The 23,030-nt window shown below is 66.6% G+C and carries 12 protein-coding genes and 10 pseudogenes; 2 read left to right on the top strand and 20 right to left on the bottom strand.

Translation table 11 applies throughout. The annotated features are described in order from the left end of the window. Positions 1 to 39: 39 nt before the first annotated feature. The 19 genes and pseudogenes from sufT to CN538_RS13880 form a co-directional block, all read right to left on the bottom strand. Positions 40 to 607, bottom strand: a pseudogene (gene sufT, locus CN538_RS13965) (putative Fe-S cluster assembly protein SufT). After that, a pseudogene (locus CN538_RS13960) lies at positions 607 to 1,846 on the bottom strand (SufS family cysteine desulfurase). Before CN538_RS13960 ends, sufT begins: the two co-directional pseudogenes overlap by 1 nt. Then, positions 1,846 to 3,181: pseudogene (gene sufD / locus CN538_RS13955) on the bottom strand (Fe-S cluster assembly protein SufD). The pseudogenes CN538_RS13960 and sufD overlap by 1 nt, the downstream one beginning before the upstream one ends. After that, a complete protein-coding gene (gene sufC / locus CN538_RS13950; RefSeq protein WP_106419831.1) occupies positions 3,178 to 3,930 on the bottom strand; it encodes a Fe-S cluster assembly ATPase SufC in 753 nt (250 codons plus the stop codon). Before sufC ends, sufD begins: the two are co-directional and overlap by 4 nt. 76 nt (positions 3,931 to 4,006) lie before the next feature. Further along, positions 4,007 to 5,449: a Fe-S cluster assembly protein SufB gene (sufB, locus tag CN538_RS13945; protein WP_106419830.1), complete on the bottom strand. Its 1,443-nt coding sequence runs from the start codon at positions 5,447 to 5,449 to the stop codon at positions 4,007 to 4,009. Between the two features lie 102 nt (positions 5,450 to 5,551). Continuing rightward, complete coding sequence (locus tag CN538_RS13940; protein WP_106420658.1) at positions 5,552 to 6,025, bottom strand: SUF system Fe-S cluster assembly regulator; 474 nt, start codon at positions 6,023 to 6,025, stop codon at positions 5,552 to 5,554. Between the two features lie 439 nt (positions 6,026 to 6,464). Then, the gene (locus tag CN538_RS13935; protein ID WP_106419829.1) at positions 6,465 to 7,757 is read right to left on the bottom strand and encodes an adenylosuccinate synthase; all 1,293 of its coding nucleotides are present in this window, start codon (positions 7,755 to 7,757) and stop codon (positions 6,465 to 6,467) included. Positions 7,758 to 7,812: 55 nt separating this feature from the next. Then, positions 7,813 to 8,994, bottom strand: coding sequence for an ATP phosphoribosyltransferase regulatory subunit (locus CN538_RS13930; protein ID WP_106419828.1), 1,182 nt, complete (start codon positions 8,992 to 8,994; stop codon positions 7,813 to 7,815). Between the two features lie 223 nt (positions 8,995 to 9,217). Further along, the gene (gene hflC / locus CN538_RS13925) at positions 9,218 to 9,925 is read right to left on the bottom strand and encodes a protease modulator HflC (protein ID WP_340638117.1); all 708 of its coding nucleotides are present in this window, start codon (positions 9,923 to 9,925) and stop codon (positions 9,218 to 9,220) included. Beyond that, positions 9,903 to 10,178 carry an SPFH domain-containing protein gene (locus CN538_RS25335; protein ID WP_340638116.1) on the bottom strand — a complete coding sequence of 92 codons (276 nt, stop codon included), beginning with the start codon at positions 10,176 to 10,178 and terminating at the stop codon, positions 9,903 to 9,905. The genes hflC and CN538_RS25335 overlap by 23 nt, the downstream gene beginning before the upstream one ends. Continuing rightward, a complete protein-coding gene (gene hflK / locus CN538_RS13920; RefSeq protein WP_106419827.1) occupies positions 10,178 to 11,419 on the bottom strand; it encodes an FtsH protease activity modulator HflK in 1,242 nt (413 codons plus the stop codon). Before hflK ends, CN538_RS25335 begins: the two co-directional genes overlap by 1 nt. A gap of 173 nt (positions 11,420 to 11,592) precedes the next feature. Continuing rightward, a pseudogene (gene hflX, locus CN538_RS13915) lies at positions 11,593 to 12,911 on the bottom strand (ribosome rescue GTPase HflX). Between the two features lie 14 nt (positions 12,912 to 12,925). After that, positions 12,926 to 13,190, bottom strand: a pseudogene (gene hfq, locus CN538_RS13910) (RNA chaperone Hfq). A gap of 145 nt (positions 13,191 to 13,335) precedes the next feature. Beyond that, positions 13,336 to 13,548 (bottom strand): hypothetical protein, encoded by a 213-nt coding sequence (locus CN538_RS24550; RefSeq protein ID WP_277985023.1) that lies wholly within the window; start codon positions 13,546 to 13,548, stop codon positions 13,336 to 13,338. An 80-nt stretch (positions 13,549 to 13,628) separates the two neighbouring features. After that, positions 13,629 to 14,279 (bottom strand): annotated as a pseudogene (gene miaA, locus CN538_RS13905) (tRNA (adenosine(37)-N6)-dimethylallyltransferase MiaA); the annotation flags it as partial. 45 nt (positions 14,280 to 14,324) lie between these two features. Next, a pseudogene (mutL, locus tag CN538_RS13895) lies at positions 14,325 to 16,351 on the bottom strand (DNA mismatch repair endonuclease MutL). 31 nt (positions 16,352 to 16,382) lie between these two features. Further along, positions 16,383 to 17,904: pseudogene (locus CN538_RS13890) on the bottom strand (N-acetylmuramoyl-L-alanine amidase). Beyond that, the gene (gene tsaE / locus CN538_RS13885) at positions 17,898 to 18,377 is read right to left on the bottom strand and encodes a tRNA (adenosine(37)-N6)-threonylcarbamoyltransferase complex ATPase subunit type 1 TsaE (RefSeq protein ID WP_106419826.1); all 480 of its coding nucleotides are present in this window, start codon (positions 18,375 to 18,377) and stop codon (positions 17,898 to 17,900) included. The pseudogene CN538_RS13890 and the gene tsaE overlap by 7 nt, the downstream one beginning before the upstream one ends. Positions 18,378 to 18,503: 126 nt before the next feature. Further along, positions 18,504 to 19,991, bottom strand: coding sequence for an NAD(P)H-hydrate dehydratase (locus tag CN538_RS13880; RefSeq protein ID WP_106419825.1), 1,488 nt, complete (start codon positions 19,989 to 19,991; stop codon positions 18,504 to 18,506). Between the two features lie 120 nt (positions 19,992 to 20,111). On the opposite strand from CN538_RS13880, the pseudogene queG reads away from it, so the two are divergent. Next, positions 20,112 to 21,227, top strand: a pseudogene (gene queG / locus CN538_RS13875) (tRNA epoxyqueuosine(34) reductase QueG). Between the two features lie 33 nt (positions 21,228 to 21,260). On the opposite strand, the pseudogene orn reads toward queG, so the two are convergent. Then, positions 21,261 to 21,826, bottom strand: a pseudogene (orn, locus tag CN538_RS13870) (oligoribonuclease). 131 nt (positions 21,827 to 21,957) lie between these two features. Between orn and rsgA the strand changes: the two are divergent. After that, positions 21,958 to 23,004, top strand: a complete 1,047-nt coding sequence (gene rsgA / locus CN538_RS13865; RefSeq protein WP_106419824.1) for a small ribosomal subunit biogenesis GTPase RsgA — start codon at positions 21,958 to 21,960, stop codon at positions 23,002 to 23,004. The last annotated feature ends 26 nt before the right edge of the window (positions 23,005 to 23,030 follow it).

The raw sequence follows: 23,030 nt of genomic DNA, 5'->3' as shown, positions 1-23,030 counted from the left end.
CACGCTCAAGGCCAATCGTGGTGCCCGCGCCAGGCCAGTTCAGAACATGCCCAGTTCCAGCGCGCCTCTTCGCTCATCATCTCACGGCTCCAAGGGGATCGAAAACGATTTCCACGTGCACTTTGGAGAACTGCGGCGCGCCCAGGATCTTGCGCCGGGCATCCTCGGCGATCACGTCGCCCATCCCGCAGCCGGGCGCGGTCAGGGTCATGCGGATGGTCACCATGCGCTCGCCGTTGAGCAGACGCTCGATACGGCAGCCATAGACCAGCCCCAGCTCGACGATATTGACCGGAATCTCGGGATCGAAGCAGGTGCGCAGCTGCTCCCACACGAAGGCCTCCATCTCCTCCTCGGAGGCCTCCGGGTCGAGCGTCGGCCGCGGTGTCGGTGTCAATCCCAGGGCATCGAGATCCTGGCCCTCGATCAGATAGAGCCGTCCCTCGAAGGAGACGCTCACCGAACTCCCTTTGGCCTGCATCACCGCCACCACGCTGTCCTCGGGCAGCGTGATAGTCTTGCCAAAGGGAATCGAGATCACCTCGACATCCCGCTGCAGGGGCATCTCCTGCCCCTTGTAGAGTCCGTGCTTCGTCTCTATCGCCATCAGCGCAGCATCCCCAGCACCCGCTGCAATGCCTCGACGAAAGCGTCGACCTCCTCCGGCGTGTTGTACACCGCCAGCGAGGCGCGACAGGTCGCCTCGACCCCGAAGTGCTGAAGCAGCGGCTGGGCGCAGTGGTGGCCGGTACGGATCGCCACGCCCAGTTGATCGATCAGCAGCCCGATGTCCTGAGCGTGGGCGCCATCGACGACGAACGAGATCACGCTCGCCTTGTCCGGCGCGGTGCCGATGATCCGCAGCCCATCGATACCCTCGAGCTTCTGGGTGGCGTGTGCCAGCAGCCACTGTTCCCACGCCGCCAGACGCTCGATACCGACGCCGTCGATCCAGTCGAGCGCCGCGCCCAGAGCGATCGCCTCGGGTACCGCCGGCGTCCCCGCCTCGAAACGATGGGGGATGGCAGCGAACTCGGTGCCACGGTCGAAGGAGACCCGCGAAATCATCTCGCCGCCGCCCTGCCATGGGGGCATCGCCTCCAGCAGCGACGCCCGGGCGTAGAGCGCGCCGATGCCCATGGGACCGTAGACCTTGTGCCCGGAGAAGGCGTAGAAATCGACATCCAGGGCCTGCACGTCAACCCGCTGATGTGGCAGCGCCTGAGCACCGTCGACCAGGATCAGGGCACCGTGGGCGTGGGCGTCGCGTGCCATCTCGGCCACTGGGTTGACCGTACCCAAGGCGTTGGAGACATGGTTGACGCAGACCAGTCGGGTACGCTCGCCGAGCAGATCACGGTAGGCGGCGAGGTCGAGCACGCCGCGCTCGTCCACCGGAATCACCCGCACCACGATCCCCAGCGCCTGCGCCAGTAGCTGCCACGGCACGATATTGGAGTGGTGCTCCATCAGCGATACCAGCACCTCGTCACCCGGCTGGAGGTTGGCGCGCCCCCAGCTGTTGGCGACCAGGTTGATCGCTTCGGTGGTGCCGCGGGTGAACGATCTCGCGCGGCTCGAAGGCGTTGAGGTGGGTCTGGATCCGCGCCCGTGCGCCCTCGTAGGCAGCGGTCGCCTCGTCGGCCAGGGTGTGCAGCCCACGGTGGATGTTGGCATTGTAGCGGCGATAGTAGTCGCTCAAACTCTCGATCACCGCCGTGGGTGTCTGGCTGGTCGCCGCGTTATCGAGATAGATCAGCGGCTTGCCGTGAACTTCCCGCTCCAGGATGGGGAAGTCACGGCGCACCGCGGCCAGATCCAGGGTCAAATCGGTGATCGCGGTCATCAAGCCTCCTGTACCGCCTCGGCGGTCTCGACCAGATCGGCCAGATTGAAGCGTTCCGGCAGGCGCCCAGCCACCGCGCGCTCGACGCGCTCGGCAATCTCGCTGAGCTTGACCTGCTCCATCACCTCGCCGGCGAAGGCCAGGGTCAGCAGGCCCCGCGCCATCGCTGCGTCGATACCGCGGGTACGCAGCGCATAGACCGCGTCCTCGTCGAGCTGACCGGTGGTGGCACCATGGGAGCACTTGACGTCGTCGGCGTAGATCACCAGCTCCGGCTTGGTATCGATCTCGGCGCGATCCGACAGCAGCAGGTTGGCGTTGTTCTGGTACGCCTCGATCTGCTGGGCGTCCTTCTTGACGTACACCTTGCCGTTGAATACGCCGTGGGAGCGGTCGTCGAGGATGCCCTTGTAGCTCTCGTTGGAGAAGGTCCGCGGCGCGTTGTGGTTGACCAGGGTGTGGTTGTCGACGTGCTGACGCCCCTGCAGGAAGAACAGCCCGTAGTAGGCCGCCTCGGCACCCTCGGCGTTGAGATCGGTGACCAGATCGGTACGTACCAGGCTGCCGCCCAGATTCAGATTGAACGAGTTGAAGCGGCTGTCGCGGCCCTGGTCGGCATGGATGCTGGCCACGTGCAGGTCCGGAAGCGGCCTCCTGCAGCTTGTAGTGATTGACGATGGCACCGCGTTCGAGCAGCGCCTCGGTCACCACGTTGGTGAAGTTGGCCGCGCCCTCTTCGCCGGTGTAGTGCTCGATCACCGTCGCTTCGCTGCGCGCGCCGGCCTCGATCAGCACCCGCGGATGGCTCATCACCGCTTGCTCGTTGGCGCGCGAAATCAGCACCACGTAGATCGGCTTGTCGACCACCGTGCCCGGTGCCAGACGCACTACCGCGCCTTCGTCGGCAAACGCGGTATTGAGCGCGGTGAAGGCGGAGAAGTCGACCCCGGCCAGACGCCCAAGGCTACCACCGACCTGCTCATGATTACTTTCCAGTGCCTGCGACAGCGGCGTCACGCTGACGCCGGCGGGCAGCGCGTCGAGCGACGACAGCTCGGCGTTGAAGCGGCCATCGACCAGTACCAGGCGGTGGGCGTCGAGTTCGAGCGCGCAGGCGGCCAGGCGCTCGGCCGAGAACTCGGCGTCCGTGGCCAGGGCGAAATCACCCTCGGCAATAGCACGTACGTCAGTGTACTTCCACGCCTCGTCGCGCCGAGTCGGGAAACCGACCGCCGCGAAGCGCGCCGCGCCGGCCTGGCGCCGCGCCGCCACCCAGCTCGGATCGTTCTCGCGACGCGCGTTCAGACGCTCGAGAAAGCGTTCCGGTGCACTCATGCGACGGACTCCTCCAGTACCCAGTCGTAACCGCGCGCTTCGAGTTCGAGCGCCAGACTCTTGTCGCCGCTCTTGACGATACGGCCGTCGACCAGCACGTGGACCCGATCCGGCTCGATATGGTTGAGCAGACGCTGGTAGTGGGTCACCAGCAGGATCGCGCGATCGGCGCTGCGCAACGAGTTGACGCCCTTGGCGACCACCTTCATGGCGTCGATGTCGAGACCCGAGTCGATCTCGTCGAGCATCGCCAGTTTGGGCTGCAGCACCAGCATCTGCAGGATCTCGTTGCGCTTCTTCTCACCGCCGGAGAAGCCTTCGTTGACCGCGCGCTGCAGAAAGCTGGGGTCCATCTGCATCTCGGCGCTCTTCTCGCGCACCAGCTTCATGAACTCCGGCGCCGGGATCTCGCCCTCGCCACGCGCTTCACGCGCGGCGTTGAGCGCGGCCTTGAGCAGATAGATGTTCTTCACCCCGGGAATCTCGATCGGGTACTGGAAACCCAGCAGCAGGCCGGCGCGGGCGCGCTCCTCGATCTCCATCTCGAGCACGTCCTGGCCTTCGAACAGGATGCTGCCCTGGGTGACTTCGTAGCCATCCTTGCCCGCGATGACCGCGGACAGGGTGGACTTGCCAGCGCCGTTGGGGCCCATGATGGCGTGGACTTCGCCGGGCTGTACCGTCAGGTTGAGACCCTTGAGGATGGCCTTGTCTTCGACCGTGACGTGAAGATCCTTGACTTCGAGCATGAAAAAACCCTTGAAACGATGAGCGCCGCCGCGCGGCCGCTCGATGATGACGATAAACGGCTCGTATGACGCGGCCTCAGCCGACCGACCCCTCGAGGGTCACGTTGAGCAGCGCCTCGGCCTCGACGGCGAACTCCATCGGCAGCTCCTGGAAGACGTCCTTGCAGAAGCCGTTGACGATCATGCTGACGGCGTCCTCCTCGTCGATCCCGCGGGCGCGACAGTAGAACAGCTGATCGTCGGCGATCTTGGAGGTGGTCGCCTCGTGCTCGACGGTGGCGCTGGAGTTGCCGATTTCCTGATACGGGAAGGTGTGTGCGCCGCACTGGTCACCGATCAGCAGCGAGTCGCACTGGGTGTAGTTGCGCGCCCCCTTGGCCCGCGGGCCGATCTTGACCAGACCGCGATAGGACTGGTCACTGCGACCAGCGGCGATGCCCTTGGCGACGATGGTCGAACGCGTACCCTCACCGATATGGATCATCTTGGTGCCGGTGTCGGCCTGCTGGCGGCCGTTGGTCACCGCCACCGAGTAGAACTCGCCGATACTCTCCTTGCCGCGCAGCATGCACGAGGGGTACTTCCAGGTGATCGCGGAGCCGGTCTCGACCTGGGTCCAGCTGATGCGCGAGCGGTCGCCACGGCAGTCACCACGCTTGGTGACGAAGTTGTAGATACCGCCCTTGCCCTCTTCGTCACCGGGATACCAGTTCTGCACCGTGGAGTACTTGATGTAGGCGTCTTCCAGCGCCACCAGCTCGACCACCGCCGCGTGCAACTGGTTCTCGTCGCGCTGAGGCGCGGTGCAGCCCTCGAGGTAGGAGACCTGGGCCTTGTTGTCACACACGATCAGGGTGCGCTCGAACTGCCCGGTATTGGCGGCGTTGATGCGGAAGTAGGTGGAGAGCTCCATCGGACAGGTCACGCCCTCGGGGACGTAGACGAAGGAGCCATCGGTGAAAACCGCCGAGTTGAGCGCGGCGAAGTAGTTGTCGCTGCGCGGCACCACGGTGCCCAGGTACTGACGCACCAGCTCGGGGTAGTCGCGAATCGCTTCCGAGATCGAGCAGAAGATCACCCCCGCCTCGAACAGCTTCTCCTTGAAGGTGGTGGTCACCGACACCGAGTCGAACACCGCGTCCACCGCGACGCCGGCCAGTGCGGCCCGCTCGTGCAGCGGAATGCCCAGCTTCTCGTAGGTTTCGAGCAGCTTGGGATCGACCTCATCCAGGCTCTGCGGCCGATCCTCGGGCTTCTTCGGCGCACTGAAGTAGGAGATCGCCTGATAGTCGATCGGCGGATAGTCCAGGTGCGCCCAGGACGGTGGCGTCATCTTCAGCCACTGCCGATAGGCTTCCAGGCGCCACTCGAGCATCCACTCGGGCTCACCCTTCTTCTGGGAAATGAACGCGATCACGCTCTCGTCCAGGCCGGGCGGCACGGTCTCGCTCTCGATGTCGGTCACGAATCCCTGCTTGTATTCGCGACGGACCAACTGCTCCATCTCTTCGCTAGCCATGGTCTCCTCTCCTCTCTATCGAGAGTCTTGTCGCGCCAGCCTCTTCTCCACGATGCGCCCTTGCGGTCGCGCCACGGGCCCCGGGGAGTCGTGCTGACTGTTCTAGCGCCGGCCCTCGCTCACGCTGGGCAGCGTGACGCTCTGGATCGGCATCAGTACGGGTAACTTGATCGGCGCTTCCTGGGCCAGATGCGCAAGCGTCACGCCATCGAGCAGCGTGCGGATCGCCTGCGACACCCGCTGCCAGTTGTCGGCCACCCCGCAGGTGCCGATCAACTCGCACTCGCCGTCGACATGGCTGCACTCGGTCATGCCGATCGGCCCCTCGATCGCCGCGATGATATCGCTGGCGGCGATCTCTACCGCCGGGCGCGCCAACACATAGCCGCCGTGGGAGCCGCGCCGCGATATCAACAGTCCCTCTTTGGCCAGCATCTTGAGCGTCTTGCCCACGGTCGGATGTGGCAGATGCAGACGCTGAGCCAGTTCGGAAGCCGTGTGGGCCTCCTCGGGTGCCCGCGCGATCTGCGCCATGATCATCGCGGCGTAGTCCGTCAGCTTGGAGAGTTTCAGCATGCGCCGGGCCTGCACTCGACGACTCGACGGGCGCGAGTCGCTTTGGGTGAATCGGTCCGATCGTCGCCCCGCCTATCGAGACGATGCGGGCATCCGCGCCCGCGAGATCATATAGGACCATTTTAGTCCCCTTTGGCGAGGGTGTGAACCCTAGCCATGGAGCAAACGCCTGCGTTGACGGGCCCGCCAGCGCAGCCTGATAGCGCCGCCGGCGATCATCTATGCCCCGGGGTTCGCTCCGGCCCCAGCCCGCACCGCCCGCGGCCTCACGTCGGGCAGCGACAAGACGTCGGCAGGCCCTGAATGCACGGCAGCAACACGATGCCAGGGCGCCGCCCGCGGAAAACAGTCTTTGCCTATCACCGGGATTGAAAGAATTGTGGGCAATAAAAAGCCCGCTGCCGAGGCAGCGGGCCGAGAGGACGGAAGGTATCGCGACTCAGTCGAACGGATTGCGCAACACGATCGTCTCGTTGCGATCAGGGCCGGTGGAGATGATATCGATCGGCGTGCCCACTTCCTGCTCCAGGAAGGCGATATAGGCGCGCGCATTGGCCGGCAGCTCCTCGACGCGCTTGACGCCCAGAGTCGATTCGTTCCAACCCGGCAGATCGTGATAGAGCGGCTCGATCACCTCGTAGCCCTCGGAGTCCACCGGGTTGTCGATGGTCTCGCCATCCTTGCTGCGGTAACCGACACAGACGCGAATGTTCTCGAGCCCATCGAGCACGTCGAGCTTGGTCAGACAGATGCCCGAGACCGAGTTGATCTGCACCGCGTGGCGCAGCGCCACCGCGTCGAACCAGCCGCAGCGGCGCGCACGCCCGGTGGTCGCGCCGAACTCGTGGCCCTTCTCGGCCAGATGGCGGCCGAACTCGTCGAACAGCTCCGTCGGGAAAGGACCGGAGCCGACACGAGTAGTGTAGGCCTTGGTGATCCCCAGCACGTAGTCGAGATAGAGCGGCCCCACACCGGAACCGGTGGCGGTACCGCCAGCGGTGGTGTTGGAGCTGGTCACGAACGGGTAGGTGCCGTGGTCGATATCCAGCAGTGAGCCCTGGGCGCCCTCGAACAGGATGTTCTCGCCCGACTTGCGAATATCATGCACCAGGGTCACCGCGTCGCACACCATCGGACGCAGCTCTTCGGCGAACGCCATGGCCTGATCCAGCACCTCCTGGAAGTCCACCGCCGGCTCGCCATGGTAACGGGTCAACACGAAGTTGTGATAATCGAGCACTTCGCCCAGCTTGGAGGCGAAACGCTCGCGATGCAGCATGTCGCCCAGGCGCAGGCCACGACGCGCCACCTTGTCCTCGTAGGCAGGGCCGATGCCGCGACCGGTGGTGCCGATCTTGGCCACGCCGCGGGCCTTCTCGCGGGCCTGATCGAGGCGCACGTGATAAGGCAAGATCAGCGGACACGCCGGCGACAGACGCAGACGCTCGCGCACCGGCACCCCCTTGGCCTCGAGCTCCTTGATCTCGTCGATCAGCGCTTCCGGCGAGAGCACCACGCCGTTGCCGATCACGCAGATCTTGTCATCACGCAGCACCCCGGAAGGGATCAGGTGGAGTACGGTCTTCTGACCATCGATCACCAGCGTGTGACCGGCATTGTGCCCGCCCTGGAAGCGCACCACCGCCGCGGCGGACTCGGTCAGCAGGTCGACGACCTTGCCCTTGCCCTCGTCACCCCACTGGGTACCCAATACGACTACGTTCTTGCCCATTGCTCTCGTCTCTCGCTCGACTCGTTGCGACGCGTGCGTCGGAATCCCGTTGGTCTCAGTTCAACGGCGCGATGCGCCACTCGCCCGCCTCGAACGCCAGTTGACGATCGCAGCGGTGAGCGCCCGGACCGGTGTGCTGTCCGGGCAGTGCCTGAATCACGCGCTCTCCCTGAGCGCGCAGATGATTGATGGTCTCGGTGAGCGCAGCGCTGTCGTCATCGGGCGCCCAGATGCCATTCACCGGCGGTTCGCGCTCGGCCAGCGTCGCCAGCTGCTTGAGATCCATGGAGAAGCCGGTCGCCGGTCGGGCCCGGCCGAAGGCGCGACCGGTGTCATCGTAGCGCCCGCCCTTGGCCAGCGCCTGGCCATAGCCGGGCACATAGGCGGCAAAGACCATGCCGGTGTGGTACTGATAGCCACGCAGCTCGGCCAGATCGAAGTAGATCGACACCTCGGGGTGCTCGGCGGCCACCCCACGATGCAGCCGCACCAGCTGTGCCAGCGCCTCGGCTACCGCCGCCGGCGCCCCGGCGAGCGCGTCGCGCGCGGCCTCGAGCACTTCGGCGCCGCCGTGCAACCGCGGCAGTTCGCCGAGCATGCGCGCCAGGGCCGGATCGCTGACGTGCGCCGCCACCAGCGCATCGACCCGATTGAACGCCTTGCGCTCGATGGCGTCGAACAGCGCCCGCTCCACCTCGTCGTTACACGCCGCCGCCTGGGTCAGCGCGCGATAAATGGCGATGTGACTGAGCGCCAGATGGACCTCGCCGGCGCCCGCCGCCTCGAGGCTGGAGAGCGCCAGTCGCAGCACCTCGATGTCCGCCTCGAGGCCGGCGTGGCCGAACAGCTCGACCCCCACCTGCATCGGGCTGCGCCCGCCCTGATGCTTGTCCGCCTGGGCGCGCAGCACGGTCGTGCAGTAGCACAGCCGCACCGGGCCCTGGCGCTTGAGCGAGTGAGCGTCCATCCGCGCCACCTGCGGGGTGACGTCGGCGCTCGCCCCCATCATACGTCCGGTGAGCTGGTCGGTGAGTTTGAACGTCTGCAGATCGAGATCGGTGCCGGTGCCGGTCAGCAGCGAATCGAGGAACTCGACCGGTGGCGGCATGACCAGGTCATAGCCCCAGCGGTCGTACAGGTCGAGCAGCGTCCGACGCAGCTCCTCCATACGGGTTGCCTGCGGCGGCAGGATCTCATCCATGCCGTCGGGAAGCAGCCAGCGGTCAGCGATCGTCATGAGCCTGTCCTGCCAAGCGGTAAGTCGTTAGGGTCGAGGGCACCGGCGCGCGGCGCAGCCCGACAACGTCATCTGAATGCGGCCGTGTCCACGCCCCGCACACCCCTTGCGGCGTCCGGCGGCACGAACCTCTCGCACAAAAAAGCCGGGCAAGACCCGGCGACGAAAATGGTACCACGAAACGCCCGCGGAGAAATCCCGCGGGCGCGGGTTTCTCATGCGCTCACTGCGCCGCACCCGGTTGCGGGTTCTTCAGGTAGCGGAAGAACTGGCTGTTCTCGGGGCTCAGCACCAGCAGATCCTTGCCTTCACCGTTGAAGCTGTCACGGTAGGCCTGCATCGAGCGATAGAAGGCGTAGAAGTCCGGATCCTTCTGGTAGGCGCTGGCGTAGATCTTGGCCGCCTGAGCGTCGCCCTCACCGCGGGTGGTCTCGGACTCCTGGCGCCCGCTGGCGAGAATCTCCTGGCGCTGACGGTCGGCGTCGGCACGAATCGCTTCGGCCTGCTGCGAACCCTCGGCGCGGTAGGTGCGCGCGGCCTGTTCACGCTCGGAGTTCATGCGCTCGTAGACCGCCTGGGTCACTTCGGTGGGTAGCTCGATGCGCTTCACCCGGATATCCAGGATATGCACGCCGAGCTCCTTGCGCATGGCCGCATCGAGCTGCTGCACCGGTTCGACCATCAGCTCTTCGCGGGCACCCTCGACCGTATCCGGCCCCTTGCTCTTGCCGGCCAGATCCTCCTTCTTGCTCTCGGCGGCGATGCGCTCCTGGATGATGTCGGACATCTGGGTCTGACCGAACTTGTTGCGCAGCGCCTCGTCGGTCCGCGGCGCGATCAGGTTCTCGGCGACCTGGATGTTACCCCGGGTGGCTTCGTAGAACTGCTTCGGATCGGCGATCTTCCACTTAACGAAGGAGTCGACGATCACCGCCTTGGAGTCGGCGGTCAGGGTAGCGCGTGGCGACGGAGTCGACCGTCTGTACGCGCACGTCGAAGATACGCACGGTATTGAACACCGGTAGCTTGAAGTGCAGCCCGGGACCGATATTGTTCTCGATCACCTCGCCGAAGCGCAGCTTGATGGCGCGCTGGGTCTCGTTGACGACGTAGAAGCTCGCGCTGGCGAACCACGCCAGCAGCGCCAGGACGATGACGCCGATCAGGGCACGATTGTTAAACATTAACGGCCCTCCCGCAGGCTGGAACTACGCGTCTGCTGCTGCGAGTTGCTGCTGTTCATGTGATCGACCACCTCACGTGAAATCTGTTCGAGTTGCTGCATGCTCATCTTGGTCGCATCGCTGCTGCCGTTGCCGCCGGCCTGCATCTGGTTGAGCGGCAGCACGGTGACTGCGCTGCTGTCACCGAGATCGACCAGCGCCTTGGGCGTCTGGCTCAGCACCTGGCTGATCGTCTCCAGATAGAGACGCTCGCGGGTCACTTTCGGTGCCTGCTGGTATTCGCCCAGCAGCGAGTTGAAACGATTGGTCTGACCGGTGGCATCGGCCACAGCGGCGGCCTTGTAGCCCTGAGCTTCTTCGACCAGGCGCTGTTTCTGACCCTTGGCCTCGAGTACCACCGCCTGGCTGTAGGCATTGGCCTGGTTGATCGAACGCTGACGCTCTTCCCGTGCACGGATGACGTCGTCGAAGGCGTTCTGGACCTGGTCCGGCGGCGCCGTCGACTCGACGTTGACGGTCTGCAGGCGCAGGCCTGTGCCGTAGGCCTCCATATAGGCGCTGAGACGATCGAAAACGCGCTGCCCCAGGCGATCACGTCCGGTGGTCAGGATCTGCTGCAGCTTCATGTTGCCGACTTCCTGACGCAGGGCCGAATCCATCGCGTTCTGCAGCGTCATTTCCGGCTCTTTGACGTTGACCAGGAAGGCATGCGCATCGCTGACCACGTACTGGGTAGAGACGCTGACCCGGACGATGTTCTCGTCGCTGGTGAGCATCGAGTCGGTCTGATTGGCCGAGCGGATGCTGGTCACATTGACGTTCTCGACCTGATCCACGATCGGCGGGTTCCAGTGCAACCCGGGATTGAGGGTGGTGGTGTACTTGCCGAAGCGGAACACCACGCCGCGCTCGGACTGGTCGATCAGATGGAAGCCGGAACCGGCCCACACCACCGCCGCGACGATCACCACCAGCAGCGGCAGCACGAACGGATTGCGCTTGCCGCCACCACTGCCATCGCCACCACCGGCACCGCCGCGCTTGCCGCGACCGCCGAACAGACGATTGATCTTGTCCTGAAACTTCTTCAGCGCTTCATCGAGGTCCGGCGGCCCCTGATTGTTGCCGCCGCCACGATTATTGCCGCCATTGTCGCCACCATTCCCGCTCGGGCGGCGGCCCCCCCCGCCGCTCCAAGGGTCCTGCTGGTTATTGCCACCACCTGGCTCGTTCCAAGCCATACCTAAGTCTCCACTCGATGCGATCAAAGCGTTGCGTCAGGCGTGGGGAGTACGAGCCGCCGAGGCGGTTGGCGTCGGCGCGCTGGGCATGTTCGGCCTGATGTCGAATCGTCTCGCCCTGTGCGAATCGGGCCCGCGGGCCACGAAGCTCCCCTGCGTAATCGGTTCCCGCGTCAGACCCGTTCCCAGTCGTCGATCGGGGTCTGCTCGTGTACGGGCAAGTAGTTATCGGCGCTTTCGCCCAAGCGGGCCATCATCTGCATAAACTCCCGCGGGGCAAGCGAATCTCGAGAATCGTCCGACCACCCTCGTCGAACGACTCTTCGCGTACCGCCTGCAGTTCATGCAGCGCTGCCCGTAGTCGACCTTGCTCCGGCGTCAGCGTCAAGCGGATGTCGAGAATGTCCTCCGCCAACCACTCGCCGATCGCCTCACGCAGCAGTTCGAGACCCTGGCCGTCACGCGCCGAGAGCCACACCACCTGCGGGCGCCCCTGACCGTCGCGCTCGATGCGCGGCGCGGTGTCCATCAGGTCGATTGTTCATCACCAGCAGGCGCGGCACCGCTTCGGCGTCGATCTCGGCCAGCACGCTGTCGACCTGGGCCACGTTGAGCTCGCGGTCGGGATCGGCGGCATCGATCACATGCACCAGCAGGCTCGCCTCGGTGGCCTCCTGCAGAGTGGCCTGGAACGCCTCCACCAGCTTGTGGCGGCAAGTGGCGGATGAAGCCCACGGTATCCGCCAGCACCACCTCACCCACATCGGGCACATCGAGGCGTCTAAGGGTCGGGTCGAGCGTGGCGAAGAGCTGATCGGCAGCGTAGACCTCGGCCGCGGTGATGGCGTTGAACAGCGTCGACTTGCCGGCGTTGGTGTAGCCCACCAGCGAGACGCTGGGCACCTCGGCCCGGGCCCGCGCCCGGCGGTTCTGATCGCGCTGCTTGCGCACTTTCTCGAGGCGCTTGTGAATCGACTTGATGCGAGCGCGCAGCAGCCTGCGGTCGGTCTCGAGCTGGGTCTCGCCCGGACCGCGCAAGCCGATACCGCCCTTCTGACGCTCCAAGTGGGTCCAGCCGCGCACCAGCCGGGTCGACATGTACTCGAGCTGAGCCAGTTCGACCTGCAGTTTGCCTTCGTGGGTCCGCGCGCGCTGCGCGAAGATATCCAGGATCAGCCCCGTGCGATCGAGCACACGGCAGTTGAGGCTGCGCTCGAGATTGCGCTCCTGGGAGGGAGACAGAGCGTGGTTTGAAGATGACCAGTTCGCGTGTGGGCTGCGAGGGCATGCTTGACCTCGTCGAGCTTGCCATGCCGATGAAGGAGCGAGGGTCGGGACGGCGCCGGCTGCCCTGGATCAGGGTCGCCGGCACCGCACCAGCGGATCGCACCAATTCCAGGAGTTCACCTGGATCTTCGCGATCCTGCTCGTCCTGAAAGTCCACATGGACCAGAATCGCCGTTTCGCCGGCGTCGGGACGTTCGAAAAACAATCACTACCTCTCGATCAATTGTCGAGCCCGGGCGCTGCGCTGGGGTCCTGCGGCGGCAACCGGACGTTACGGGAGGGCACGACCGTGGAGATGGCGTGCTTGTAGACCATCTGACTCACGGTGTTGCGCAGCAGGATGACGAACTGATCGAAGGACTCGATCTGACCCTGCAGCTTGATGCCGTTGACGAGGAAGATGGAAAACCGGGATGCGCTCCTTGCGCAGGATGTTCAGGTACGGGTCCTGAAGGGACTGCCCTTGGACATGTTGCTCTCCCATAATGTGAAAACTCATCGCTTTGGCGAGATGAGCCATACTGTTTTGACTTGCTGTTCTGTTGTCGGCGACGCCGCACTCGGTTCCGGCAGCGGGCGCGGCAGCGACCGCCGCTCGCCATCGTCGTGACGAAGCTTCCTATTTTACGCTAACTCCCATGGGCACGCACGATTTTCACGACCTGCGCCAGGGCGTCAGAAGCGCTGCTGTCGATCCAGACGAGCCCGGGCCAGCGCCGCAACCAGGTCAACTGACGCTTGGCCAGCTGGCGGGTGGCGGCCACGCCTCGGGACTGCAGGCCGTCGCGATCGTAAGCGCCGTCGAGATGCTCCCACGCCTGACGATAACCGACACTGCGCATGGAGGGCAGATCGAGATGCAGGTCACCCCGCTGTTTTTCAATGTAGCCACTTCCTCGATGAATCCGCCATCCAGCATCGCCTCGAATCGCGCCGCGATGCGCCGGTGAAGCTCACCACGATCGGCAGGCGCGAGAGCAATGGACAACAGTCGCCACGGAAAGTTTTCCCGCTGCTGCCGACGCCAGTGCTCGCTCAACGCGATGCCGCTCACCCGCTTCACCTCCAGCGCCCGAATCAGACGCTGGCGATTGTGCGGATGGATCGCCGCCGCGGCCTCGGGATCTACCGCCGCCAGCTCGGCGTGCAGCGCCGCGTAGCCGTGCGCTTCACCGCGCTGGCGCAACGTCTCGCGCAGCTCGGGGTCCGCCGCCGGCATCTCGGCCACGCCCTCCACCAGACGCTTGGCGTACATCATGGTGCCACCGACCAGCAGCGGCGTTTGCCGCAGGCAGAGATCGACGCCATGGCGGCCAGGGCATCCTCGCGGAAGTCCGCCGCCGAAATAGCGCTCGGCCGGATCACGGATATCGATCAGCCGGTGCGGCGCGCGTGCCAGCTCCTCGGCACTGGGCTTGGCGGTGCCGATATCCATGCCGCGATAGACCATCGCCGAGTCGACGCTGATCAGCTCACAGCCGCAGCGCTCGTGGAGCGCGATCGCGGTATCGGTCTTGCCGGCGGCGGTGGGCCCCAGCAGCAGGATCGCCGTCGGGCGGTCATCTCGGGTCACGTGTGTGTCTCTAATTCGGGGCACGTGTGTTCTCTAGAACGCGTCTCACTGGCCGCGCAAGAACAGCTTGTCCAACTGCGCCATCGACATCTCGGTCCAGGCGGGCGGCCGTGGTTGCACTGGCCGCTGCGCTCGGTGCGCCTCCATGTCACGCAGCAGCGCATTCATCTCGGGTAGCGTCAGCGCACGGTTGGCGCGCACGCTGCCGTGGCAGGCCATGGTACCAAGCAGCTGGTTGATATGCGTCTCGAAGCGGTCGGAGCGCCCGTAACGCTCGAGATCGCCGAGCATGTCGCGGATCAGCGGCTCGATATCGGCATCGGCGAGTAGCGCCGGCACCTGGCGTACCAGCAGCGTATCCGGCCCGGCGGCATCGAGCTCGACACCCAGCCGCGAAAAACGCTTCACGCTCGCGCTCGGCGGTCTCCGCCTCGGCCGCGCTTACCGCGATCGAGACCGGCACCAGCAGCGCTGGGCGTCCAGGGCGCCGGCGTGGATCTGCTGTTCATGCGCTCATAGACGATGCGTTCATGGGCGGCGTGCATGTCGACGACCACCATGCCGCGCGCTCGCTCTGGGCCAGGATATAGACCCCGTGCAGCTGCGCCACCGCATAGCCAGCGGCGGTGCCTGGGTATCGTCGGGGCTGCCAGCGTGGCGAGGTCCGGCGCCGGGCGCTCTCTCGGCTGGCGACCGCGGCGGCGCTGCCACCGGGCCCCTCTGCGCCCGGTGTCGTCTCTACCCCGCCCTCATCCGCCGCCTGGCGCGGTGTCAGCAGGGTCGACTCATGATCCGGGTGCAGGGCGTGATAGCCGGCCATGAATTCGCGGATACGCTGGGCCGGCGGCCGCGGGCTGCCATCCTGGCGCGGGGCATAGCCGCCGGCCGCACCGCTGCGCTCGTGCTGGCCCGAGAGCGGCATACGCTGCTGCTGCCACGCCGGCAGCGCGGCCTCATCGCCCCCTGCGGGCGCGCTCTGCGAGGGCCGTGCCTCTCCGCCATCCACGCCCTCAGGCGCTTGCGCACCGGTGTCGTCCACGCCCTGAGAGTTGGGTCGCACCTCGGCCAGTGCCCGATGCAGGCTCGAGAACAGAAAGTCGTGGACCAGACGCCCGTCGCGGAAGCGCAACCTCGTGCTTGGTCGGGTGCACATTGACGTCGACCACCCGGGGGTCGAGTTCGAGATAGAGCACGAACACCGGGTGGCGACCGTGGAACAGCACGTCGCGGTAGGCCTGACGGATAGCGTGGGCCACCAGGCGGTCGCGCACCACGCGCCCATTGACGAAGAAGTACTGCTGATCGGCCTGGGCCCGCGAGTGGGTGGGCAGCCCCACCCAGCCCCACAGGCGCAGGCCGGATGCCTCGATATCGAGATGCAGCGACTCGTCGATGAAGCGCTTGCCCAGCAGCGCGGCGATGCGTCGCTCGTGGCCGCGCTGATCGTCCGCTGCCGCCGGCAGCTGGTGGACCACCTTCTGATTGTGGCGCAGCAGCCAGGCGATATCGAAGCGCGACAGCGCCAGGCGGCGGAAGGCTTCCTCGACATGACCGAACTCGGTCTTCTCGGTGCGCAGGAACTTGCGCCGCGCTGGCGTGTTGAAGAACAGATCACGCACCAGCACCGAGGTCCCTCGGGGATGCGGTGCCGGCGTCACCCTTGGGGCCATCTCGCGACCCTCGGCGACCACCCGCCAACCTCCGGTGGGGTCGTCGGCGGCGTTGGAGATCAGCTCCAGCCGCGACACCGCGCTGATCGAGGCCAGCGCCTCACCGCGGAAGCCGAGGCTGGCGACATCCTCGAGATCATCGAGCGAGGCGATCTTACTGGTGGCATGGCGCGACAACGCCAGCGGCAGATCCTCTTCGCCGATGCCGCTACCGTCATCACGCACTCGGATCAGGCGCGTGCCGCCGGACTCCAGTTCGATCTCGATACGCCGCCCACCGGCGTCGATGGCGTTCTCGACGATCTCCTTGACCACCGAGGCCGGCCGTTCGACCACCTCACCTGCCGCGATCTGGTTGGCCAGGCGCGGGTCGAGAACGCGGATACGTGACGCCTCACTCATCTATCAGCTCTCCTCGTCCGATATCGCCTGTTCACGGAATCGTCAGCACCTGACCCACGCGCAGGATGTCGCTGTCGAGGCCATTGGCCTGCTTCAGTGCGCGCATGCTGATGCCGTGGCCCGCCGCCACCTGCGACAGCGTATCGCCGGCGCGCACCCGGTATTCGTTGCTGGCGCTGCCGCGACCCTGATCGCGCTGCCACGCCAGCAGGCTGGCGGGCGGCGGATGCTGACGGAAGTGCGCCACGATCCCGGCGTAGATCGCCTGGGCGAGCTCGGCCTGATGCTTCGAGGAGCGCAGCGCCGCCTCCTCCTTGGGGTTGGAGATGAAGCCGGTCTCCACCAGCAGCGAGGGGATATCCGGCGACTTCAGTACCACGAAGCCCGCCTGCTCCACCTTGGACTTGTGCAGCTTGTTGATCCGCCCCAGCTTGTCGAGCACCTGACCACCGGTGGCCAGCGAGTCGTTCATGGTCGCGGTCATGGTCAGATCGAGCAGCACGCCGCGCAGCACCTCGTCCTTGTCGTCGAGGCTCAGATTGCCGTCGACGCCGCCGATCAGGTCCGACTGATTCTCGCTCGCCGCCAGCCAGCGCGCGGTCTCGGAGGTCGCCCCGCCCTGGGAGAGCGCATACACCGAGCTGCCCGAGGGCTGCCGGCTGCGCACCGCATCGGCGTGGATCGAGACGAAGAAGTCCGCCTTCTGCTGGCGCGCCAATAGGGTGCGCTGGCGCAGGCCGACATAGTAGTCGCTGTCACGGGTCATGAAGGCCTTGAACCCTGGGGTCTGGTCGAAGCGCTGCTTGAGCTTGCGCGCGATCCCCAGCACCACGTCCTTCTCGCGGGTGCCGTTGGGGCCGATCGCCCCCGGATCCTCGCCACCGTGGCCGGGGTCGACGGCGATGATGATGTCGCGCTTGGGATGCGGCTGCGCCTCCACCGTAGCGGCGACCGCATCGGCCTGCTCCGGATCGCCCTCGGCCACCGCCTCCTTCTGCGCCCGCTGCGCGGCGATCTCCTGATCGCGGATCATCGCCTCGATCGGATCGATCGGATCGGCCACGGCACTGGCCCCGGGGTAGTCGAGATCGACCACCAGACGGTCGCTGTACTGCTTGTTGGGCGGCAGGGTGAAGCTCTTGGGCACCACCGCACGATTGACGTCGAGCACCACGCGCAGCCCGCCGCTCTCGCGCACGCCGGTACGCACCTTGTCGATGGCACTGGCGTCAAGATCGAGCTTGTCGATGTCGACATCGAGCTGGGTGCTGTCGAGATCGATCACCACCCGGCGCGGGATTGTCCAGGGTAAAGACGTTGGCCTGCACCGGCCCTGAGAGATCGAACACCAAGCGCACGTGATCGGGCGCCGACCACAACCGCAGATTATTGACCTTGGCCGCCTGCGCCGCCGAGGTCGGCAGCAGACAGCCGAGTGCCAGCAGCAAACAGCAGAGCGCCAGGGCGCCGCCGCGGCGATACCAGCCGCGCGCCCCCGCACCAGCTACCGCGCCCGCTGACGCTGTGTCCCTGTGTGCCACATCCTTCAGCATGCCTCTTCCTTGTCGCTCAACGCCGCCGGCAGCGAGGCCAGCACGTCACGTCCATGTTGAGTGTGCGCTACCGCCGCGACCCGGCGCCCGCTCTCGACCAGGCTCAGGTGCAGTTCGAGATCGGGTCGCGGCAGCCATCCTGCGCCGCGGCTGGGCCACTCGATCACGCTGAGAACGCTGTCGTCCAGCATGTCGCGTGCGCCCATGAACTCGAGTTCCTCGGGATCGCCGAGGCGGTAGAGGTCGAAATGGTAGACCCGGTAACGGCCCAGTTCGTAGGGCTCGACCAGGGTATAGGTAGGGCTCTTGACCGCCCCCGCATGACCATGGGCGCGCAGGATACCGCGCGTCAGCGTGGTCTTGCCGGCGCCCAGCTCACCGATCAGATGAATCTGGCCGCGCCCGGCAAGGGCGTGTCCCAGGGATTCGCCGAAGGCCACCTGAGCGGCTTCGTCTTGCAGTAGGATCGGCATGGTTGCACTAACTTCGTCAAAGTTCGGGCCGCATCACGGATCGGCCACGAGTCAAGAAACGGCCGCGGCAGAGCGGCGGCAGCAGCGTGGCTGCGGCATAGCCGCCAGGGCTCACGCTGCCGGCCGTCAGGGGTTGGCCAAGCGTCGCGCATAGGATGCCAGATCGCTCGCCAGCAGACCACGCTGACCGCCGTCGGCGGCCGCCGCGTCCGCGGCCAGGGCATGGATCAGCACCCCCAGCCGCGCCGCTCGGGCGGGGTCACCGAGCTGACCCAGCAGGCCGGCGACGATTCCGGTCAGGGCATCGCCCATTCCGCCACTGGCCATTCCCGGGTTGCCGTAGGGGCACAGGTCGAGTCGTTCGCCGTCATAGATCAGCGTACCGGGACCCTTGAGCACCACGCAGCCGCCCCAGCGCTGTTGCAGCGCGATCACCGCACCACGCCGATCACGCTGCACCGCCGCAGTGGTCCAGCCGAGCAGTCGCCCGGCCTCGCCAGGATGCGGCGTCAGCACCCAGTCGTCACGCCGGGTCTCTGCCGCGTGGCTGGCAAGCAGATTGAGACCATCGGCATCGACCACGCAGGGCTTGCCGACGGCCAGTACCTGCTGCAGCGCGGCCTGTCCCCAGGCGCCGGTACCGATACCCGGCCCCACCGCGAGCACATCGGCGGCCGTCACCAGCGCGGCGAGATCGGCGCCACCGCGCACGCCGTGGGCCATGATCTCGGGAAAGCGGGTGAGACTCGCCGCCACGTGGGCGGCATCGGTCGCCAGGCTCACCTTGCCGGCACCGACCCGCGCCACCATTTCGCTGGTCATCAGCGCCGCCCCGCCCATGCCCGGCGCGCCCGCGACCACCAGCACGTGGCCCTGGGTGCCCTTGTGGGCGCTGGGCCGACGCCGCGGCAGGGATGCCGCCAGCTGCTGCGCATCCTGACGCCACCCCATCGGGACCAGATCGGTGAAGGCGCTTGCCTCGACCCCCAGGTCGGCCAGGGTCAGCTCCCCCACATGATCCAGCGCGGCGCCGGTATGCAGGCCGAGCTTGTCGGCGATGAAGGTGAGCGTGAGCGTAGCGTGCACCGCCGCGCCCTCAACATGACCGCTGTCGACATCGACGCCGGAGGGAACGTCCAGCGCCATCACCGGCCTGCCGGCGGCGTTGAGCTGGGCGATCGCGCTGGCGACGTCGCCACGCGGCGCGCCCCGGGCGCCGGTGCCGAGCATGGCGTCGACCATCACCTCGCCATCCAGGGTCAACTCATCACGCCAGCCGAGCACATCGAGCCCGGCTTCCGCGGCCAGTTCGAAGGCCCGTCGCGCATCGCCCGCGAGTTTATCCGGCGAGGTCAGCGCGATCAGCTGTACAGTCAGGCCGTCGGCGGCGGCCAGCGCCGCCAGCACATAGCCGTCGCCGCCGTTGTTGCCGCCACCGCAGAGCACGCACAGTCGACGCGCCCTGGGCCAGCGCGCACGCAGCAGCGCATAGGCGGCCTCACCGGCCTGGCGCATCAGCCAGAAGCCCTCGCCCCCCTCGGCGATGACGCGTCGATCCATGTCGCGCACCTGGGCCGCGAGATAGAGCGGCCTCGCCTCGATCCGTGTCTGCATGTCGCCTCCTGAAGAGCCCATGGCGGCGCGCGGCCTGCCGTTGCTGTTCGATCTGGTGTAGGGTAGCGCACCCGAGCACCGCTCGCGGCCCGAGCCCACCCGAGACGAGCAGGAAGACGCATGAGCGAGCAGCGCCCGTGCTCCGCGCGCACCCCGCCCACCGAGATCGACACCACCGCTCTCGCCACCCAGATCAAGCAGTGGGGGCGCGAACTCGGCTTCCAGGCGGTGGGGATCACCGATACCGATCTCGCCACCCATGAGCGCTATCTGGCACGCTGGCTGGAGGCCGGCCACCACGGCGAGATGGCCTACATGGCCAAGCACGGCACCAAGCGTACCGTCCCGCCGAACTGGTCCCCGGCACCCTGCGCGTGATCAGCGCGCGCATGGACTATCTACCACCGGAGATTGAGACCACCCGCGTGCTGGGGCAGCCGCAGCGGGCCTATATCTCGCGCTACGCCCTCGGCCGCGATTACCACAAGCTGATCCGCAAGCGCCTCGACCAGTTGGCGCGGCAGATCCAAACGGCTGTAGGGCCCTTCGGCTACCGCGCCTTCGTCGACTCGGCCCCGGTGATGGAGCGCGCCCTGGCGCAGAAGGCCGGTATCGGCTGGTTCGGCAAGAACGCCATGTTGCTCGATCCCAAGGCCGGCTCTGTTCTTCCTCGGCGAGCTCTACACCGACCTGCCGCTACCGGTCGATGCGCCGTTCGAACGCGAGCACTGTGGCTCCTGCTCGAGCTGTCGGAGCGCCTGCCCCACCGACGCCATCGTCGAGGACAAGGTGATCGACGCCCGGCGCTGCATCTCATATCTGACCATCGAGCTGCACGGCGCCATTCCCGTCGAATACCGCCGCGCCATGGGCAATCGCGTCTACGGCTGCGACGACTGCCAGCTGTTCTGCCCCTTCACCCGCTTCACCCGCGCCAGCGACGAGCCCGACTTCGCCCCGCGCCACGACCTCGATCGTGCCGAGCTGGTGGCGCTGTTCGCCTGGAGCGAAACGGAGTTTCTCAAGCGCACCGAGGGCAGCCCGATCCGACGCATCGGCTACGAGCGCTGGCTGCGCAATCTCGCCGTGGGGCTGGGCAACGCTCCCTGGAGCGAGCGTGTCGAAGGCGCCCTGCGCGCGCGGCTGGCCTACCCTTCGGATCTGGTGCGCGAGCACGTGCGCTGGGCGCTCGCCGAGCAGCGCCACAAGCGTCAGGCGCGGATCGTCAGCGCCTAGGAGCTGTTGGAAAAGTCGACGAGCGACGCTGGCTTATTCGGCCAGCTTGAGGAAGGTCTGGCGATAGTGCTTGAGCTCGGCCAGGGATTCGCGGATGTCATCCAACGCCTGGTGAGTGTTGCGCTTGCTGAAACCGCTGGCCGCGGCCGGATTCCAGCGCTTGGCCAGCTCCTTGAGCGTCGACACGTCGAGATTGCGGTAGTGGAAGAAATCATTGAGCCGGCATCTCGCGCTCGAGAAAACGGCGATCTTGATGGATGCTGTTACCACACACCGGCGAGGTGCCCGGCGCCACGTAGCGGCGGAGGAAGTCGAGAGTCCGCTGCTCGGCCTCGGCGGTGTCGATCTCGCTGCGCTTCACCCGCTCGATCAGCCCGGAGTCGCCGTGGGTCTTCTGATTCCAGGCGTCCATGCCGTCGCAGTGCCTCGGGCTGGTGCACCGCGAGTACGGGGCCCTCGGCAATCAGTTCGAGGTCGCCATCGGTGATCAGCGTCGCCACCTCGATGATGCGCTCGCGGTTGGGATCGAGCCCGGTCATCTCGAGATCGATCCAGACCAGCAGGTCGCTGCGCGGGGAGGCTTCGGGGGTCGCCGACATGACTATCTCCAGTGGGGTCCGCCCTGGTGCCGACCGAGATGGGCGGACATGACGGACAGGGATGGCTACAATGCCCGCCATTGTAAGCCCGCGCCGCCCCAGCGGCCATGACCCGAGGACCGACGCCACCGATGAGCCGACGCAAACTGACCCGACAGCAACGCTGGCGCGTGGAAAAGGTCCAGGCCGAACGCGCCGCCCGTGCCGATCGCCGCGCGGCGCGCGACGAGCGCACCCTCGAGGGGGGTGAGTACGGCGCCGAGCGCCCGGGACGCGTGGCCGCCCACTTCGGCCGCACGCTGGAGGTCGAAGCCGTCGACGGTGAACAGACCTCGCGCCACCGCTGCCATCTGCGCGCCAATCTCGAGGGGCTGGTCACCGGCGACCGCGTGATCTGGCGCGAAGCCCAGGACGGCAGCGGCGTAGTGGTCGCCCGCGGCGAACGCGACAGCGTGCTCGAACGCCCTGACGCCCACGGCCAGCTACGCCCGGTGGCCGCCAACATCGATCAGATCCTGGTGGTGATCGCCGCCGAGCCCACACCCTACGCCAATCTCGTCGACCGCTATCTGGTCGCCGCGGAGAGCACCGGCATCGCCCCGGTGCTGGTACTCAACAAGAGCGACCTGCTGCCGGCGCAGGCGGGTGACGTACGCGCCATGCTGGCGCGCTATATCGATCTCGGCTATCCGCTGATCGAAGCCTCGGCCAAGCGCGACCACGGGCTCGACGCCCTGCACGCACGGCTCAAGGGGTGCACCTCGGTGTTCGTCGGCCAGAGCGGGGTGGGCAAGTCGTCGCTGATCGATCGCCTGCTGCCGGACGAGAGCCTGCGCATCGGCGCCCTATCGGAAGAGACGCGCAAGGGCAAGCACACCACCACCACCGCACGCCTCTATCCGCTGCCGGAGGATGGCGAGAGCGGCCGGCCACGCGAGGGCGACCTGATCGACTCGCCGGGCATCCGCGAATTCGGCCTCTGGCACCTCGACGAGCGCGAGCTGGCCGAGGGCTTCATCGAGTTCCGCCCTCTGCTCGGCCGCTGCCGCTTCCGCGACTGTCGCCATCGCGAGGAGCCGGGCTGCGCCCTGCTCGAGGCGGTCGAACGCGGCGAGATCCACCCCGAGCGCTTCGCCAGTTTTCAGCGCATCCGCGACGACATCGCCGCGGCCCGATGATGGGGTTGTCAAGGCGTTCTTCGAGC

The sequence above is a fragment of the Salinicola tamaricis genome, from assembly GCF_003006155.1.
Classification (GTDB): Bacteria; Pseudomonadota; Gammaproteobacteria; order Pseudomonadales; family Halomonadaceae; genus Salinicola; species Salinicola tamaricis.
Note: the sequence above shows the minus strand (reverse complement) of the source record. Positions and strands in the feature narration are given on the sequence as shown.